This window comes from Streptomyces sp. NPDC055632 (assembly GCF_053618675.1).
This window is the reverse complement of the sequence record NZ_JBSHHY010000001.1, coordinates 101,075-116,261: the sequence shown is the minus strand read 5'-3', so window position 1 is coordinate 116,261 and position 15,187 is coordinate 101,075. Positions and strand designations below refer to the sequence as shown.

Below are 15,187 nucleotides of genomic sequence, written 5' to 3'. Positions count from 1 at the left end.
CCATGGAACAAGACCGACGCACACCCCCCTCCGGCCACCCCGACCCCTCCGGCCACCCCGACGTCGCCGAGGCCGTCGAGGGCGAACTGCGCCTCCTCGACCCGGCCGTACGCGCCTCCCGCCCGCTCGCCGTCGAACTCCTCGACCCCGAGTTCACCGAGGTCGGGGCCTCGGGCCGCCGCTGGACGTACGAGGAGATGCTCGCCGCCCTCCCCGACATGGCCGGCGACCCCGAGGACGGAACGCACTACCGGCCGTCCGCCGTCACCGGGACACCGCTCGCGCCCGGCGTCGTCCACCTCACGTTCGAGACGGTCCGCGACGGCCACCGGGCCCGGCGCAGCTCGGTCTGGCGCCGCGCCCCCGAGGCGGACGGCGGACACATGCGCATGTACTACCACCAGGCGACGCCCGTGCCCGGGGAGGACGGTCAGCCGTAGGCGTCCGTCACGCAGTCGGCGGCGCACCGCCCGTGCTCGTACCGGCGCCGCAGCGCCGCCGCCGCGTGCCGCCGCTCCACCCCGTCGTACCCGTAGCGCTCCTCCGCCGTCCGCACCACGGCCGACACGGTGACGATCGCCGGTTCGCCCTCGCCGGCGGCCCGGCGGGCCGACGCGATCACGTGGTCGGCCGCCCGCTGGAGGTTCCGGGAGTACTCCCGCTGGGCGAAGGCACGCGCGCGCGAGGCGGCGAACGGCCGCACCGACCACCCCTCGCGGAACATGCCCGTCGCGATGAGTCCCAAGGCGGTCAGGACGACGAGCACCCCCACCAGGGCGTCGACGCTCCACCTCATCACCGGCTCCCTTCCGCGAGGACCCGCCGCTCCGCACGAACCTCCTGATTTTAGGACCCGCCGCCCCGGCGCACGAGCGCGCATTTGGCCGGGGCGCCCGGCCCGGCTTTGATGGCGGTGGCCGGTGCGCGACCGCGCGCCGGGACGACGAGAGGGGCACGGGCACATGGCGGGCGGAGCGCCCCTCGGGAAGGACTTCGGACGCCTGTGGGCGGCGTACGCGGCCAGTGCCGTGGGCACCCGGCTCGCGTTCGACGCCTTCCCGCTGATCGCGATCACGGTGCTGCACCGGGGCGCCGCCGAGGTGTCGGCCCTGGCCGCCCTGGGAGCCGCCGTGGGCGCGGCCGCCGCGATCCCGCTCGGCCCCTGGACGGAGGCCCGCCGCAAACGGCCCGTGATGGTCGCGGCGGACCTCGTCCGCTGCGCGGCCCTGCTGAGCGTCGCCGCCGCGTACGCGCTCGGCCTGCTCGGCTTCACCCACCTGCTGGTCGCCGCCGTCGTCGTGGCGGCCTCCGACATCGTCTTCGGCGCGGCCTCCGGAGCCTTCCTGAAGTGGCTCGTCCGCCCCGACGACCTGGTCACCGCCCAGGGGCGCCTGGAATCCACGAACTGGACCGCCACCGTCCTGGGGCCGCCGCTCGGCGGCGGCCTGATCGCCCTCCTCGGCCCGGTGGCGACGGTGGTGGCCGACGCGGTGAGCTACGTCCTCTCGGCGGCGGGCCTCCGGTCGATCCGGGCGGAGGAACCACCGCCGCCGCGCAAGCACCCCACCGGACGGCGGTCCCGGCCGGACGCCGGGGACCTGCTCACCGGCTGGCGCCACATCCTCGCCCACCCCGTCCTGCGCCCCCTCTTCCTCCACACCGTCCTCGTCAACGGCCTGATCATGGCCGTCGCGCCGCTGCTCGCCGTCCTCATGCTGGGACCGCTGGGCTTCCCGCCCTGGCAGTACGGCCTCGCCTTCGCCGTCCCCTGCCTCGGCGGCCTCCTGGGCGCGCGCCTGGCCGGACGGCTCGTCGCGCGGTTCGGCCGTCACCGGGTCCTGCGCACCGCGGGCACGCTGCGCGCCCTCTGGTCGGTCGGCCTGGCCTTCGTCCACCCCGGCGTCACCGGCCTCCTGCTCGTCATGGCGGTCGAGTTCGCGCTGATCGCCTGCACGGGCGTGTTCAACCCGGTGTTCGCCGCCCGGCGCCTGAACCTGACGCCCCCCGACCGGGTCGCCCGCGTCCTGACCGCCTGGTCGGTCACCGGCAAGATCTCCATCGCGGCCCTGACCGCCCTGTGGGGCCTCCTCGCCGCGGCCACCGGACCCCGGACCGCCATCGCCCTGGCGGGCGCCCTGCTGCTCGCGACCCCGCTGCTGCTCCCGCGCCGGGAGGCCCGGGAGGAGACGGAGCCCGCGCGCACGCCGTGACCGGCCCCGCCCGGCGCCGTGTCACACGTTCTTCATGCCCCGTGCATGGTCCGCCGGGGCGGGCGCGTCCATGATCGGCGGTGAGCCGCGCCCCGCCTCCGTACCCCGCCCCCCGCAAGGAGCTCCGCCATGCCCAGCCGCCGCCGTTTCCTCGCCGGGTCCGCCGCCACGCTCGGCCTCGGCGCCCTGCCGGCGACCGGCACCGCCGAGGCGCGGGAGGCCGGGACGGCGGGGCAGGCGTCCGGGACGGCCGCCGTCCGGCCGCCGAACCTGATCGTCGTCCTCGCCGACGACCTCGGGTACGGCGAGCTCGGCGCGTACGGCCAGAAGCTCATCTCCACACCGCGCGTCGACGCGCTCGCCGCCGACGGACTGCGGTTCACCGACGCCTACTCGACGGCCGCCGTCTGCGCCCCCTCCCGCTGCTCGCTCCTCACCGGCCTGCACACCGGGCACGCGACCGTGCGCGCCAACCCGTCCGGGGCCCAGGGCTCCCTCACGGCCGCCGACACCACCTTCGCCCAGGTGCTCGGGGCCCGCGGCTACCGCACCGGCCTCATCGGCAAGTGGGGCTTCGGACCGGAGAGCGCCGGCCAGGACAGCCACCCCAACGCCCGGGGCTTCGAGGAGTTCCACGGCTACATCGACCACGGCCACGCGCACCAGTACTACCCGGCGTACCTCTGGCACAACGGCGCCAAGGAGCCGATCCCCGCCAACGCGAACGGCGCCAGGGGCGCCTACGCGCCGGACCTGCTGAGGCGGCGGGCCCTCGACTTCATCGACCGGCACGCGGCCGAACCGTTCCTCCTCTTCCTCACCCCGACCGTGCCGCACGCCCCCAGCGACGTCCCCGACACCGGCGCGTACGCCTCCCGGAGCTGGAGCGAGGCGAACAAGGGGCACGCCGCCCAGGTGAGCCTCTTCGACGCCCTCGTCGGCGACGTCGTCGACCGGCTGCGCGCCCTCGGCCTGGAGGACGACACCGTCCTCCTCGTCACCAGCGACAACGGCCCCCACGAGGAGGGCGGGGTCAACCCCGACCTGTTCGATTCCAACGGACCGCTGCGCGGCTACAAGCGCAACCTGTACGAGGGCGGCATCCGCGTCCCCCTCGTCGCCTGGGGTCCCGGCCGGATCCTGCCCGGCACCACCGACCGCCCGACCCCGCTCACCGACCTCCTGCCCACCCTCGCGGAGCTCGGCGGCGCCCCCGCCCCCACCGACGTGGACGGCCTGTCGGCCGCGCCCCTCCTCACCGGCGGCACGGAACCGGCCCGCCACGACCACCTCTACTGGTACCGCGACGAGAAGGGCGTCACCTCCCGTGCCAACGCCCAGGACAAGCAGCGCGCCGGCTGGCTCGCCGAGGCGCTCCGCAAGGACCGCTGGAAGGCGGTCCGCTTCGCCCCCGTCCGCGACCGCGCCCTGCCCGACGACCAGTGGCAGGTCGAGCTGTACGACCTGGCCGCCGACAAGGGCGAGACGTCCGACGTCGCGGCCCGGTACCCGGCCCGGGTCGCCGAACTGGTCGCCCTGATGCGCTCCTCCTGGAGCGACCGGTACCCCCGGACCCCGTTCGGGGCGTCCCTGACGGTCCCGCCCCTCGCCGTGCCGGGGAAGCCCTTCACCGCCACCGCCGTCCTCGCCAACGGCTCGGCGCGCCCCTGGACCTCGGCCGCCCTCGCCCTGAACGCCCCGGCCGGCTGGACGGTACGCGCCACCACGGCCACCACCGCGGCGCGGCTCGCCCCCGGGGCACGACTCACCGCCGCCTGGCAGGTCACCCCGCCCGCGGGCGCCCCGGCGGGCACCCCGTGGACGCTGACCGCCGAGGGCACCGCCACCGCCCCGGGCGGCCCGGTGCGGTACGCCGCCGACGGCACCGCCACCACCCCGCCCCCGGCACCCACCAAGGACAGCCACCTCTCCGACCTGCCCTGGATCAGCGCCGTCAACGGCTGGGGCCCGGTCGAACGCGACGCCTCCAACGGCAAGAACGCCGCGGGCGACGGCACCCCGATCTCCTTCGGCGGCACCACGTACCCCAAGGGCCTCGGCGTCCACGCCTACAGCGACGTCGCCTTCCACCTGGGCGGCGCCGGCGACCGCTTCACCGCCCTCGTCGGCATCGACGACTTCTCGGCCCGCCAGAGCGCCGTCGGCGCCACCCGCGCCACGGTGTACGGCGACGACCGCGTCCTGCACACCACCGGCGTCCTGACCGCCGCCACCGGCCCCGTCCCCCTGGACCTCGACGTCCGGGGCGTCCGGGTCCTCCGCCTGGAGGTCACCGACGCCAACGACAGGACCTCCTTCGACCACACCTCCTGGGCCCTGGCCCGGGTCACGGTCGTCCGCTGATCCGGCCGTCCCACGGGCCCGCCGTCCGGGCGGCCGTCACTCCTCCGGCGGCACGCAGAGCACCGGCACCGTCGACATGTGGAGGAGCTTGTGCGGGGTGGAGCCGAGGAGGGCGCCGCGGATCGGGCTCTCGCTCCAGCTGCCGACCACGATGGCCCGGGCCGCGTGCCGGGTCGCCGCGTCGACGAGGGCCTGGGCCGGCTTCTCGTCGATCACCTCGACGACGGTCGGCACGCCCGCCCGGTCGGCCTCCGCGACCGCGTGTTCGAGGCCGGTGCGGCCGGCCTGCCGGATCGCGTCGTAGTGGGAGCGGTACTCCTCCCCGGTGGGGCCGGGGGCCGCCGCCCCGTAGACCAGGACGAGGGTCTCGTCGAAGGCGGCCGCCACCTCGATCGCGATGCGCAGCGCGCGGGCGGCCCCCGGCGACTCGTCGTACCCGAGCACGATCGACATCTCAGCCCTTCCCTCCCCGGACGCCCCGGACCACGTCCGGATCGGCCACTCCCGGGCGTTCGTCCCAGAAAGCGGGCGCCCGCAGCCGCCACACGATCATGACGACCACCCCGACTGCGGCGATGCCGAGGCCGATGACGAGCGGCGGGCCGAGACCGAGCCACGAACTGCCGCTGTACGAGTTCGCGGGGTCGGCCATGTCGGAGACCGACCGCACGAGCAGCCACGTCAGCAGCCCCGCGCCCACCAGCGGGCCGAGCCCGATCAGCAGGAAGTTGTGCAGGCTCTCGAAGAGGTGGCGGCGGTAGTAGACCGCGCAGGCCACCCCGGTGAGCGCGTAGTAGAAGGCGATGAGCAGCGACAGGGCGGTGAGCGAGTCCAGGAGCGCGTTCTCGCTGATCTGGTTCACCGTCAGGTACCAGGCGATCGCGATCCCGGCGACCCACCACGTACTGACGTCGGGGGTGCGGAAGCGCGCGCTGATGTGCCCGTAGTACGCGGGCAGCGCCCGGCGGCGGGCCATCGACAGGGCGGTCCGGGAGGCCGGGATGATCGTGGTCTGGGTGGAGGCGATCGCCGACGTGCACACGGCGAGCAGCAGCACCCAGTCCCAGCCGCCCAGGACGTCCCCGGCCAGCTGGGCGAAGACGAACTCCTCCTCGCCGGCGTTCTCGGCGAGGAACGCGGGACCGGCGTAGGCCACCACCGCGAACCCCACGGACACGTAGGTCACGAGCAGGATCACGGTCGACCACAGGCCCGCCTTGCCGGGCGCGGTCGCGGAGTCCTCGACCTCCTCGGTGAGGTTGACCGCCGACTCCCAGCCCCAGTAGATGAAGACGCCGAGCAGCAGCCCGCCGGTGAGGGCCGCGCCGCCGGCGCCGAACGGGTTCAGCCAGCCGAGCGACGGATCCACCGAGTCGTACGCGCTGGTCCCGGCGTACACCTTGGCCAGCGCCACGCACACGAAGACGAGCAGGAAGGCGACCTGGGCCAGGATCAGCACGTTCTGCACCTTGGCGGACAGCTCGGTGCCGATGACGCAGACGGCCGTCATCACGAGGATGAGCAGCACGGTGAGCAGCTGGCGCACGAACGCGTTCTCCACCCAGCCGTCGAGGCCGACGGCGAGCAGTCCGAAGCTCACGGCCACGTCGGCGAGCGAGCCGACGACCAGGACGCCGGTCATCGCGATGGCCCAGCCGCCCAGCCAGCCCGCCCAGGGCCCCATCGCCCGCGTGACCCACGAGAAGGTCGTGCCGCAGTCCTGGTCGGCCTTGTTCAGGTAGTAGAACGCCGACGCGATCAGCAGCATCGGGACGAAGGACGCGACCATCACCCCGGGCGCGTAGATCCCCGCGAGCGCGACGATCGGGCCGATGACGGCGGCGATGGAGTACGCGGGCGAGGTGGAGTTGAGCCCGATGACGAGCGCGTCGACGAAGCCGATCGCGTTGTGCTTGAGATCCGCCGGCCGGCCCTCGGAGGCGGGGTCCTCGACTGCCATGTTCCCTCGCTCCCGTTCCGCTCGGACCGAGCGGAGAGACGTGTCCCTCCACCGATCGTAGGAAGGGGCGGTCCCGCCCGCATGCCGGGCGGCCCGAACCGTCGTCCGTCCGGGGCGCCGGCCGCCAGGGCGTGTGCCGAAAGGAGCGCCGTCTGCCCGAAGGGCAGGCGGGACTTTCGACACGTGCCCTAGCATCGCGGAGGCCCGCCGCCCTCCCGCTCACGGAACGGAACGCCCGATGCCGAAGGACCTCGCCGGCTTCGCCGAGCTCTCCACGCCCCTGGTCGCCGACGCCTGCGTACGGCTCGGGGAACCGCTGCGCGCCGCGCCCGCCGGGGTGCTGCCCGTCGTCGACGGACAGCGGGTCGCCGGCCGGGCGCTCCCCGTCCGGCACTACGGAAGCGTCGACGTCTTCCTGGAGGCCTTCGCCCACGCGGAGCCCGGGGACGTCCTCGTCGTCGACAACGCCGGCCGCCGCGACGAGGCCTGCATCGGCGATCTCGCCGTCCTGGAGGCCGGGGCGGCGGGCGTCGCCGGGGTCGTCGTCTGGGGACTGCACCGCGACACCCCGGACCTCGTCCGGATCGGACTGCCCGTCTTCTCGTACGGGCGCCACGCCCCCGGCCCCGTGCGCCTCGACCCGCGGGAGCCGGACGCGCTGCGCTCCGCGCGGTTCGGGGAACACGAGGTGACCTCGGACGACGTGGTGTTCGGCGACGACGACGGGGTGCTGTTCGTGGCGGCCGACCGGGCCGCGGCCGTCCTGGAGACCGCGCTGTCCCTCTTCCGTACCGAACGGGAGCAGGCCCGGCGCATCACGGCGGGGGAGACCCTGCGCGACCAGACCCGCTTCGACGCCTATCTGGCGGGCCGGGCCGAGGACCCCTCGTACACCTTCCGGCGGCACCTGCGCCGGATCGGCGGCGCGATCGAGGAGTGACGGGGCCCGGGCCCGCCGCGGCTCAGCCCTCGAAGCCGACCGTGCCGTCCGGCAGGACCGCCTCGACCCGCGCGCCGTGCTCCACGGTCCGGCTCACCGTGCAGAACTTCTCGTGCGTCAGGCGCACCCCGCGCGCGAACACCTCCGCCGCCTTCGGGTTGCTGTCCGGCAGGTCGAACTCGTAGCTGACCCGGATCCGGCCCACCCGGCCGTCGTCCTCCGGGCCGGAGACCGACTCCACCACGATCCGCAGGTCGTCGTGGTCCACCGCCCGCGCGGTCCGGTCGATCACGAGCCCGCCGCAGCCGCCCATCGCGGCGAGCAGCAGCTCGACCGGCGTGAAGGAGGGCTGCGCGCCGGCGTCGTCCGCGGCGGCCATCCGCACCTCCGCGCCCCGGTCGTTGCGGGCGGTCCAGTTCCGGTACCCGGTGCGGACGGTCTCGATCCGGTAGTCGGCCATGGCGGCGGGGCTCCTTCGTGCTCGTACGGTCGGCCCGCCCACGGTACGCCGGGGCGGTTCGGCGGGCTCGCGCGGACGGACGCCGGACCCGGCGGCGAACTCCTGGGGCCCCGTGCCCGCCCCCGCCTGAGTAGCGCGGTGCGCGCGTCTGAGTACGCCGACCGATACGGCGGGCGCCCGTCCGCCGCTTGACTGGGGACATGACCTCCGAAGCCCGGCGCACCCGCCCCCTCCAGCACGTCACCGCCACCGGTACGGCCCTCGCGGTGGCCCTCGGGCCGGTGCTCGTCGGCGCCCTGATCGCCCGGTCGGTCGGCGCGGACCCGATGGCCTCCGTCAACGCCCTGATCGCGGGCGGCGGCCAGCGCGCCCGGATCTCCCGCGCCCAGCTCAGGAGCGGCGCGGGACTCCGGAAGGGTGCCGGGCTCCCGGGCGGGGCCGTCCTCCGGAAGCGCGCCGGTTCCCGGGGCGGCGCGGAGGCCCGGTGCGGCGCGCGCCCCCGGTTCGGTTCAGCCGCGCGGCTTGCGCGCCAGGAGGAAGCCCTGCGGCGTCTTCTCCTCGGGATCCGGCTCCCGCACCAGGCGGGCCGACTCGACGAGACCGGCCGCGGCCAGGAGTTCCGCGACGCGGTCGGGTGACCGGCGGTACACGTCGAGGGCGACCTCGTGCCCGTACGCCCGTTCCAGCCGTACCCGCTCGTCGCCCACCTTGAAGGCGACCAGGAGCCGTCCGCCCGGTGCGAGGACGCGGTGGAACTCCGCGAAGGAGGCCGTGAGTTCGTCCTCCGGCATGTGCACCGTCGCGTACCAGGACAGGACCCCGCCCAGCGAGGCGTCCGGCAGGTCGAGCGCCGTCGTCGACCCCACCTCGAAGCGCACCCCCGGACAGGTCTCGCGGGCGACCGCGACCATGCCGGGCGACAGGTCCACCCCGAAGGCGTCGGCGCCGAGGCTCCGCAGGTGGGACGTCACCCGGCCCGTCCCGCAGCCCAGATCCGCGATCGTACGGGGCCCGCCCGCCCGCTCCACCTCCTCCACGAACCCGGCGATCACCGCCCGGTCCAGCGGGACCGCGACCAGCGCGCTCCTCCAACGGCAGGGTCCGCTCCGTCGCCGACCTCGCCGAGGTCCGGGCCATGCCCGGTGTCACCGACGTCGTCACCGTCTCCACCGGCGTCGCCGTCCGCGGCCGCACCTTCGGCCGGTGCGTCGACGCCGTCCGCGCCCTCCGGGTCGACTGGGACCCCGGCACCGCTGAGGGCGTCTCCGAGGCCACCGTCCTGGCGAAGCTCCGCCGGGCCGAACTCCCGCTGGTCGTCCCGCCGCCGCCGCTCCTCACCAAGGCCGCCGACGCCCGCTGTACGAGCCACCTCAACGGCAGGGAGTCCACGCCCTGCGTCGTCCCCGTCGAGGACCTCGCGCCGACCGACGAGGTCACCACCGTCGAGGGCCTCCCTGACAAGGTCGGGAGCGAACCCCACCCGATGCGGGAGGCCTGGCTGGACCTCGACGTCGCCCAGTGCGGCTACTGCCGGCCGGGGCAGATCATGACGGCGGTGGCGACGGTCCGGCGGGCGCGGGAGGCCGGCCGCGAGGTCACCGAGGCCGACCTCGACGCGCTCCGCGACATCTGCCGCTGCGGCGCCCACCACCGCATCCGGCAGGCGGTCCCGGAGGGCGCCCGCCGCATGCCGTGACGGACCGCCCCGGCCGGGACGAGGCCGGTGGCCCGTCGGCGAAAGGCCGGTGATCCGCCCGCGAAAGGCCGGTGGCCCGTCCTCGGAAGGGCGGGCCACCGGCGCGGCGCGACTTCGCCTTCGCGCCGGGGAGCGTGAGCTCCCGTACGGGGGGTGCCGCCCCGGCTCGCGGGGCGGCACCGGTCGTTCGTCGGTCGGTCAGTACCCGCGGCCACGGCCACGGCTGCGCGGGGTGTCGGGGTCGTCCGGGTTCTCGAGGCCCTCGACCTCGATCTCCTCCTTGCGGACCTCGCCCGAGACGGTCTCCTCCTCCGTGACCTCGTCCGCCTTGAGGCTCACCCGCTCGACCGGAACGGTCCGGGTCTCCACGACGGGGCGCTCCTCGTGGAGGATGACCTCGTGCTCGGCCTCGGTGATCTCCGCGCCGGACAGGGCCTCGTCGCGGTTGGCGTCCGTGATCGGCTCCCGCTCGATCCGCACCTCCTCGTGGGACACGGGCACGGTCTGCTGGACCTCTTCCGTCACCACGTACTTGCGCAGCCTGACCCGTCCGGCCTCCGTGCGCTCGACGCCGACGTGCATCTGCTCCTCGGAGCGGGTCATCGCGTCGTCGCCGGTGTCCGCGGCGCGTCCGGCGGCGCTGCCGGCCGTGAACCCCTCCGCGGTGCCCATGGGGCCGGTCGCGGTGCCGGTCTCCGTGCCGGCCGCGGCGCCCGCCGCCGTTCCGGTGCCGCCGTGGGCCCAGCCGCCCTCACCGGGCTGGTTGGCCTGCTGCCAGGCGTCGTCCCACGCGATGCCGTAGTGCTCGAAGAGACGGTGCTCCTCGCTCTCGGAGAGGTGTCCGCCGGCGTCGATGTCCACGTTGGGCGCGTCCTTGATGGTGGACTTGGGGTACGGGACCTCCAGGTGGTCGTCGACCAGAGCCGCGTCCTTGATCGGGACGAAGGATTCACTGGTGCCGAACATGCCGGTCTTCACCGTCACCCACTCCGGCAGGCCGGTCGCGTCGTCGACGAAGATGTGCTTCGCGTCGCCGACCTTCTTGCCCTCGGCGTCGTAGACGGGGTGGTCCAGCACGGCGTGGATCTGCTCTCGGGCGATCATGTCGACCCTCCTGCTCTCTCTCGGCTCGTCATCCAGGCCTCTTACCAGACGAACCGGTCGAAAACGGGGCAAATCCATATAATTATGTTGAATGGTCAACCGTCTGGAGCGCGGAGGCGGCCCGGGACGGGCGAAGGCCCCCGCCGCTCCGACGCGGTGGGGGCCTTCGGCGGCCCGCGGGAGGGTCAGGCGGCCGGCGGGACCCGGGACGGACGGCCCGCGCCGCGCGTCAGGACGTAGCCGCCGATGCCGGCGAGCGCCGCGAGGACGCCGCCCGCCAGGGTCCAGAGCCAGCGGTCGGACCACCAGCCGGAGGACCAGCCGTCCTCCGGCGCCGCCGCCTCGACGGCGGACGGCCGGCCCGCGTCGGCGTCCGCCTCCGCCTGGTCGGCGGTCACCGCGCCCGGCACGAGCGGCGCGGCGAGCGCCCCGTCCGTGGCGTGGGCGCCGCCCTCGTCCTTGACGTCCACCCCGAGCCGGGCGTCGAACGGCTGGCCGAGGTCCTCGTCCGGCAGGCCCGTGACGGTCAGGCGGACGTAGTAGCTGCCCGGCAGCGGGTCGTTCGCCCAGGCGTCGGCCGAGGCGCGGACCGGACGCAGCACGCAGGCGAGCTCCACCTTCGGGGCGTCCTCGCCCGCCGTGCGGGACTGCGTCCCGTACATGCACGGCTGACGGCGCCGCAGCCCGTCGTACACGTCGATCCGCCAGGTGGAGGGCCCGTGCCGCAGGGCCGCGTCCGGCAGGGGGACCGTGGCGTTCACCGTCGGCCGCTGCCCGGTGTCCGCCGGGAACACCCAGTACAGGTAGTCGCCCGTGGCGGCCTGCGCGGTCGCCTGCTGCCCCGGCAGGAACCTCGCGGCGGTGCGGAAGGTGGTGCCCGCCTCCGTCGGCCCGCCGGTGGAGCGCGTGTCCGGGGTCGCCGTGGCGGAGGGGGAGTCGGCGACGGCGGCCGGAGCCCCGAGCCCGAGCAGGGCCGCGCCCGCGAGCGCGGCCGCGGCGAGCGTGCGTACGGTACGCATCAGTGGGTCCTCCAGACGGCGACGCGCCAGCGGGAAAGCCAGCCCCAGATCAGACCGGCCAGGAAACCGGCGAGCACGAGCCCGCCGAGCAGCCACCAGCCCCGGCCGAGACCGAACGAGGCCACGTCCGAGGCGGTCGCGGGGCCGTCGACGACGTCCACGGTCAGCTCGATCGGCATGCCGGGCGCCGTCTTGACCGACGGGGGAGCGGAGAAGGAGTTGCTGACCTGGAGGCAGACCGTCTCGGCGGCGGGCTTGAGGTCGTCGGCGTCGACGCCGTCCAGCTCCGGCTTCGGGTAGCGCAGTCCGGTCGATATCACGTCCGTGCGCCCGTCGCCGGCCTCGGAGCCGCGCGTGATCTCCCGGCCGTGGCGGGTGACGGCGCGCAGCAGCACCCCGTAGTCGTTGTTGACGGCGCGGTCGGCCGACACGCTGACGGAGGCGCGCAGTTCCTGGCCGGGCAGCAGGTCCACCCGGTACCAGCGGTGCTCGCCGAAGGTCTCGCGGTCCGTGTAGAGGCCGGGCTTCAGCTCCGGCGCGTCGGCGCACCGCGCGGTGCCCCTGGTGGCGACGGGCGTGACGACCGGGTCGGCCGCGCGGTCGACCAACTGCCGTACGCGACGTGAGAGTTCCTCGGTGCGGTGGACCGAGGTGTACGTCCCTCCGGTGGCCTCCGCGATGCAGGTGAGCTGCTGCCGGGTCTTGGCGTCCGGCACCAGGCCCAGGGTGTCGATGACGAGGTGGATGCCCTTCGCCGCGATCTCCCGCGCCACCTGGCAGGGGTCGAGCGGGGCGCAGGTGTCCTCGCCGTCCGTGATGAGCACGATCCGGCGGGTGGCGTCACCGCCCTCCAGGTCCTTCGCCGCGCCGAGCAGCGCCGGACCGATCGGGGTCCAGCCCGTGGGGGCCAGGGTGGCCACCGCGGTCTTGGCCTCGGTCCGGTCGAGCGGCCCCACCGGATAGAGCTGGCGGGTGTCCTTGCAGCCCTGCTTGCGGTCCTGTCCGGGATAGTCGGCGCCCAGGGTGCGGATGCCCAGCCGCACCTCTTCGGGCACCGCGTCGAGGACCTCGTTGAAGGCCTGCTTCGCCGCGGCCATGCGGGACTTGCCGTCGATGTCCTGGGCGCGCATGGAGCCGCTGACGTCGAGCACCAGCTCGACCTTGGGGGATTCCTTCGCCACCGGTGTGTCGGCGGCCGCGTGCGTCGGCAGGAGCGCGGCGCCCAGAGCGGCGAGCAGCGCGCAGGCCCCGGTCGCCAGCCGTTTTCTCGTGATCATCGCCGGATCGTATTGACGATCGTCCGACAAACCAAAACGGGGGTGGTGACCGGGGCCCGGGGCGGGAAACGCGCGGTGTCAGGCGGAGGACGCGGAGGGATCGGTACCGGCCGGATCCTCCGCGTCGCCCTCGGGGAGGGCGCGGGCCCGTACGGCGTGGGCGGGGTCCTGGTGCCCTCCCGAAGGCATGACGCGGACCTCGCCCCGGTCGCTGATCTCGGCGCGGATGATGCCGGTCGGGTCGGTGTAGATCGGATGCCCCCCGGAACCCTTGTAGAGGGTGCGCTCCACGACCACGACGTCCTGGGTGGCGCCCGTGACGTCGGTGAACACCAGCTCGTACCTGGATATGCTCATTTGCCCTATTTTACGCCAGTGGGGACACGGCCCTGTCCGAGCCGGCGGGGACACCGCTCAGGCCGTACGGGACACGGCGTCCACCAGGTGCGCCAGTGCCGCCCCCAGGGCCGCCGCCCCCGGGCCCGCCGCGCCGCCCGGCTCGCGCATGTAGAGGTCCCGGCGTATCTCGATCATCAGCGCCCCGACCCGCGGGTCCCGGCCGTAGTACGGCAGCGGCACGTAGGTCCCGGCGAAGGGGCTGTCCGTCCCCACCCCGCCGAACCCGCCGAACGCCTCCCGCGCCGCGTCGAGCAGCGCGGGAGGCGTGTGGAAGGCGTCCGTGCCGAGGCAGACCGGCGGCCGGGGGCCGTCGCCGTGCAGCTCGTACGGCAGCGGTTCGCTCGGGTACGAGTGGACGTCGATCACCACCGCACGGCCCGTCGCCGCCAGCCGGTCGGCCACGGCCTCGGCCATGCCCCGCGCGTACGGCGTGAAGTAGCGGTCGAGCAGCGGCTCCGGGTCGAACCCGGCCGGCCGCAGCTCGGCCCGGTGCGTGGTGCGGGTGTACACCGCGCCCATCCCGACGGCCGCCATCTCCTCCCGCTCGTCCGGGAAGCGCTCGGGGTCGACGACGAGGCGGGAGAGCCGGTTGACGAACCGCCAGGGGGCCGTGCCGGCCGCCGAGGCGGCCGAGGCGGCGATCCCGGCCGTGTGGGCGTCGGTGATGTGGTCCAGTTCCCGTGCCAGTTCGTCGTCCCCGAGCAGGATCCCGGCCCGCACGTCCGCGGGCACCGCGCGGGAGGAGTGCGGCACGTGGAGGAGGACGGGGGAGTCCGGGGCGCCGGGGAGGAGGTGGAAGGAGGAGGCCGCGTCGTACGGGTCGGGCGTGTCGTACGGGCCGTGTGCGCCGGTCGTGTCGGCGGATGGATTCTCGTTCATGCCGGGATCCTCCCCCGACCCCGCCCGCGACGCCACGAAACCGCTGGTTAGAGTGGGGGAGGTCGCGCCGCCGCACCAGGACCGGGCGCGAGACCGGGCCGACTGTCGACCACAGGGACCCGTACGACCACCCGTCCCCGCTTCGCCCGGCCCACGGCCGCCCGCCCCGGAAACGCCGCACCGCATGAGTACCGACACCGCCCCCGCCGCTCCCGGTTCCGCCGCCCCCGGTCCGGAAGGTCCCCGGCGGCCGAGGCTGGCCGGGCGGGCCCCCGCCCGCCCCGCGCCCGTGGCCGCCGTCCACAGCGTCAGCGCCGCCACGGCCGCCCTCCTCGGGCTCGTCGGCCTCGGGGCCCTCCTCCACGAACCCGTCCTGATACCCCCGCTGGCCGCCAGCGCCGCCCTGGTGCACTGCGCCCCCGCCCTGCCCCTCGCCCAGCCCCGGAGCGTGGTCGTCGGCCATCTGCTCGGGGCCGCCGCCGGATACGCGGTGGCCGCGGCCGCGAGCGGCAGCGCCTGGGCCGCCGCGGTCGCCGCCGGCGTCGCCCTCGCGCTCACCACCCTGGCCCGCACCCCGCACTCGCCGGCCTGCGCGACCGCCGTCGTCGTCGTGCTCCAGGCGCCCGCGCCCGGCCGGTTCGTCCCGCTCCTCCTCGGCTCCACGGTCCTGCTCGTCCTGACCGCGTTCGCGGCCTCCCGCGTCCGCCGCGCAGCACCGAAGTACCCCGCCTACTGGTGGTGAAGCCGGGCCCGGCGCCCGTGTGAGCCCCGGCCGGGCGACCGTACGCCCTCCCGCCGTGCGCGTGTGCGGGCGCCTGTGACCCGATGCGCCCCGGCACTCCGCGCCCCCGCGCGCCCTCCGCAGGGGTGATCGCGTCA

The 15,187-nt window shown here is 75.2% G+C and carries 16 protein-coding genes; 6 read left to right on the top strand and 10 right to left on the bottom strand.

Going from position 1 to position 15,187, the window contains the following annotated elements; genetic code table 11:
* Positions 1–2: 2 nt before the first annotated feature.
* Entirely contained in the window at positions 3–440 is a 438-nt protein-coding gene (locus tag ACWGSR_RS00540; protein WP_453562697.1) for a nuclear transport factor 2 family protein, read from the top strand.
* Here the strand turns inward: ACWGSR_RS00540 and ACWGSR_RS00535 are convergent.
* Positions 431–796: a hypothetical protein gene (locus tag ACWGSR_RS00535; RefSeq protein ID WP_376235333.1), complete on the bottom strand. Its 366-nt coding sequence runs from the start codon at positions 794–796 to the stop codon at positions 431–433. The two genes, ACWGSR_RS00540 and ACWGSR_RS00535, sit on opposite strands and share 10 nt — an antisense overlap.
* A 166-nt stretch (positions 797–962) precedes the next feature.
* Between ACWGSR_RS00535 and ACWGSR_RS00530 the strand changes: the two genes are divergently transcribed.
* Both ACWGSR_RS00530 and ACWGSR_RS00525 read left to right on the top strand, forming a co-directional pair.
* Positions 963–2,210 carry an MFS transporter gene (locus ACWGSR_RS00530; protein ID WP_453562695.1) on the top strand — a complete coding sequence of 416 codons (1,248 nt, stop codon included), beginning with the start codon at positions 963–965 and terminating at the stop codon, positions 2,208–2,210.
* Positions 2,211–2,339: 129 nt separating this feature from the next.
* Positions 2,340–4,574 (top strand): sulfatase-like hydrolase/transferase, encoded by a 2,235-nt coding sequence (locus ACWGSR_RS00525; RefSeq protein WP_453562693.1) that lies wholly within the window; start codon positions 2,340–2,342, stop codon positions 4,572–4,574.
* A 36-nt stretch (positions 4,575–4,610) separates the two neighbouring features.
* Here the strand turns inward: ACWGSR_RS00525 and ACWGSR_RS00520 are convergent, their stop codons facing one another.
* Both ACWGSR_RS00520 and ACWGSR_RS00515 read right to left on the bottom strand, forming a co-directional pair.
* Complete coding sequence (locus tag ACWGSR_RS00520; protein WP_376235340.1) at positions 4,611–5,027, bottom strand: universal stress protein; 417 nt, start codon at positions 5,025–5,027, stop codon at positions 4,611–4,613.
* Between the two features lies 1 nt (position 5,028).
* Complete coding sequence (locus tag ACWGSR_RS00515; RefSeq protein WP_376235343.1) at positions 5,029–6,534, bottom strand: APC family permease; 1,506 nt, start codon at positions 6,532–6,534, stop codon at positions 5,029–5,031.
* A gap of 238 nt (positions 6,535–6,772) precedes the next feature.
* On the opposite strand from ACWGSR_RS00515, the gene ACWGSR_RS00510 reads away from it, so the two are divergent.
* A complete protein-coding gene (locus ACWGSR_RS00510; protein ID WP_453562690.1) occupies positions 6,773–7,474 on the top strand; it encodes an RraA family protein in 702 nt (233 codons plus the stop codon).
* Between the two features lie 22 nt (positions 7,475–7,496).
* Here the strand turns inward: ACWGSR_RS00510 and ACWGSR_RS00505 are convergent, their stop codons facing one another.
* Together ACWGSR_RS00505 and ACWGSR_RS00500 are read right to left on the bottom strand one after the other, a co-directional pair.
* Positions 7,497–7,934: an OsmC family protein gene (locus ACWGSR_RS00505; protein ID WP_376235348.1), complete on the bottom strand. Its 438-nt coding sequence runs from the start codon at positions 7,932–7,934 to the stop codon at positions 7,497–7,499.
* A gap of 509 nt (positions 7,935–8,443) precedes the next feature.
* A complete protein-coding gene (locus tag ACWGSR_RS00500; RefSeq protein ID WP_453562688.1) occupies positions 8,444–8,986 on the bottom strand; it encodes a class I SAM-dependent DNA methyltransferase in 543 nt (180 codons plus the stop codon).
* An 83-nt stretch (positions 8,987–9,069) separates the two neighbouring features.
* Between ACWGSR_RS00500 and ACWGSR_RS00495 the strand changes: the two genes are divergently transcribed.
* Complete coding sequence (locus ACWGSR_RS00495) at positions 9,070–9,630, top strand: (2Fe-2S)-binding protein (RefSeq protein WP_453562686.1); 561 nt, start codon at positions 9,070–9,072, stop codon at positions 9,628–9,630.
* Between the two features lie 198 nt (positions 9,631–9,828).
* On the opposite strand, the gene ACWGSR_RS00490 is transcribed toward ACWGSR_RS00495, so the two are convergent.
* The 5 genes from ACWGSR_RS00490 to ACWGSR_RS00470 form a co-directional block, all read right to left on the bottom strand.
* Positions 9,829–10,734, bottom strand: coding sequence for a DUF2382 domain-containing protein (locus ACWGSR_RS00490; protein WP_453562685.1), 906 nt, complete (start codon positions 10,732–10,734; stop codon positions 9,829–9,831).
* Positions 10,735–10,919: 185 nt separating this feature from the next.
* Positions 10,920–11,753, bottom strand: coding sequence for a hypothetical protein (locus ACWGSR_RS00485; RefSeq protein WP_453562684.1), 834 nt, complete (start codon positions 11,751–11,753; stop codon positions 10,920–10,922).
* Positions 11,753–13,030 (bottom strand): VWA domain-containing protein, encoded by a 1,278-nt coding sequence (locus ACWGSR_RS00480; protein WP_376235357.1) that lies wholly within the window; start codon positions 13,028–13,030, stop codon positions 11,753–11,755. Before ACWGSR_RS00480 ends, ACWGSR_RS00485 begins: the two co-directional genes overlap by 1 nt.
* A gap of 78 nt (positions 13,031–13,108) precedes the next feature.
* Positions 13,109–13,387: a DUF6296 family protein gene (locus tag ACWGSR_RS00475; protein WP_376235359.1), complete on the bottom strand. Its 279-nt coding sequence runs from the start codon at positions 13,385–13,387 to the stop codon at positions 13,109–13,111.
* A gap of 57 nt (positions 13,388–13,444) precedes the next feature.
* Positions 13,445–14,308, bottom strand: a complete 864-nt coding sequence (locus ACWGSR_RS00470) for an N-formylglutamate amidohydrolase (RefSeq protein WP_453562682.1) — start codon at positions 14,306–14,308, stop codon at positions 13,445–13,447.
* A gap of 184 nt (positions 14,309–14,492) precedes the next feature.
* On the opposite strand from ACWGSR_RS00470, the gene ACWGSR_RS00465 reads away from it, so the two are divergent.
* The gene (locus tag ACWGSR_RS00465) at positions 14,493–15,050 is read left to right on the top strand and encodes an HPP family protein (RefSeq protein WP_453562681.1); all 558 of its coding nucleotides are present in this window, start codon (positions 14,493–14,495) and stop codon (positions 15,048–15,050) included.
* The last annotated feature ends 137 nt before the right edge of the window (positions 15,051–15,187 follow it).

Excerpts from the sequence above, each read along its gene's own strand:
- ACWGSR_RS00540 (WP_453562697.1), top strand. The coding sequence starts at position 3 with ATGGAACAAGACCGACGCACACCCCCCTCCGGCCACCCCGACCCCTCC.
- ACWGSR_RS00535 (WP_376235333.1), bottom strand. The coding sequence starts at position 796 with ATGAGGTGGAGCGTCGACGCCCTGGTGGGGGTGCTCGTCGTCCTGACC.
- ACWGSR_RS00530 (WP_453562695.1), top strand. The coding sequence starts at position 963 with ATGGCGGGCGGAGCGCCCCTCGGGAAGGACTTCGGACGCCTGTGGGCG.
- ACWGSR_RS00525 (WP_453562693.1), top strand. The coding sequence starts at position 2,340 with ATGCCCAGCCGCCGCCGTTTCCTCGCCGGGTCCGCCGCCACGCTCGGC.
- ACWGSR_RS00520 (WP_376235340.1), bottom strand. The coding sequence starts at position 5,027 with ATGTCGATCGTGCTCGGGTACGACGAGTCGCCGGGGGCCGCCCGCGCG.
- ACWGSR_RS00515 (WP_376235343.1), bottom strand. The coding sequence starts at position 6,534 with ATGGCAGTCGAGGACCCCGCCTCCGAGGGCCGGCCGGCGGATCTCAAG.
- ACWGSR_RS00510 (WP_453562690.1), top strand. The coding sequence starts at position 6,773 with ATGCCGAAGGACCTCGCCGGCTTCGCCGAGCTCTCCACGCCCCTGGTC.
- ACWGSR_RS00505 (WP_376235348.1), bottom strand. The coding sequence starts at position 7,934 with ATGGCCGACTACCGGATCGAGACCGTCCGCACCGGGTACCGGAACTGG.
- ACWGSR_RS00495 (WP_453562686.1), top strand. The coding sequence starts at position 9,070 with ATGCCCGGTGTCACCGACGTCGTCACCGTCTCCACCGGCGTCGCCGTC.
- ACWGSR_RS00490 (WP_453562685.1), bottom strand. The coding sequence starts at position 10,734 with ATGATCGCCCGAGAGCAGATCCACGCCGTGCTGGACCACCCCGTCTAC.
- ACWGSR_RS00485 (WP_453562684.1), bottom strand. The coding sequence starts at position 11,753 with ATGCGTACCGTACGCACGCTCGCCGCGGCCGCGCTCGCGGGCGCGGCC.
- ACWGSR_RS00480 (WP_376235357.1), bottom strand. The coding sequence starts at position 13,030 with ATGATCACGAGAAAACGGCTGGCGACCGGGGCCTGCGCGCTGCTCGCC.
- ACWGSR_RS00475 (WP_376235359.1), bottom strand. The coding sequence starts at position 13,387 with ATGAGCATATCCAGGTACGAGCTGGTGTTCACCGACGTCACGGGCGCC.
- ACWGSR_RS00470 (WP_453562682.1), bottom strand. The coding sequence starts at position 14,308 with ATGAACGAGAATCCATCCGCCGACACGACCGGCGCACACGGCCCGTAC.
- ACWGSR_RS00465 (WP_453562681.1), top strand. The coding sequence starts at position 14,493 with ATGAGTACCGACACCGCCCCCGCCGCTCCCGGTTCCGCCGCCCCCGGT.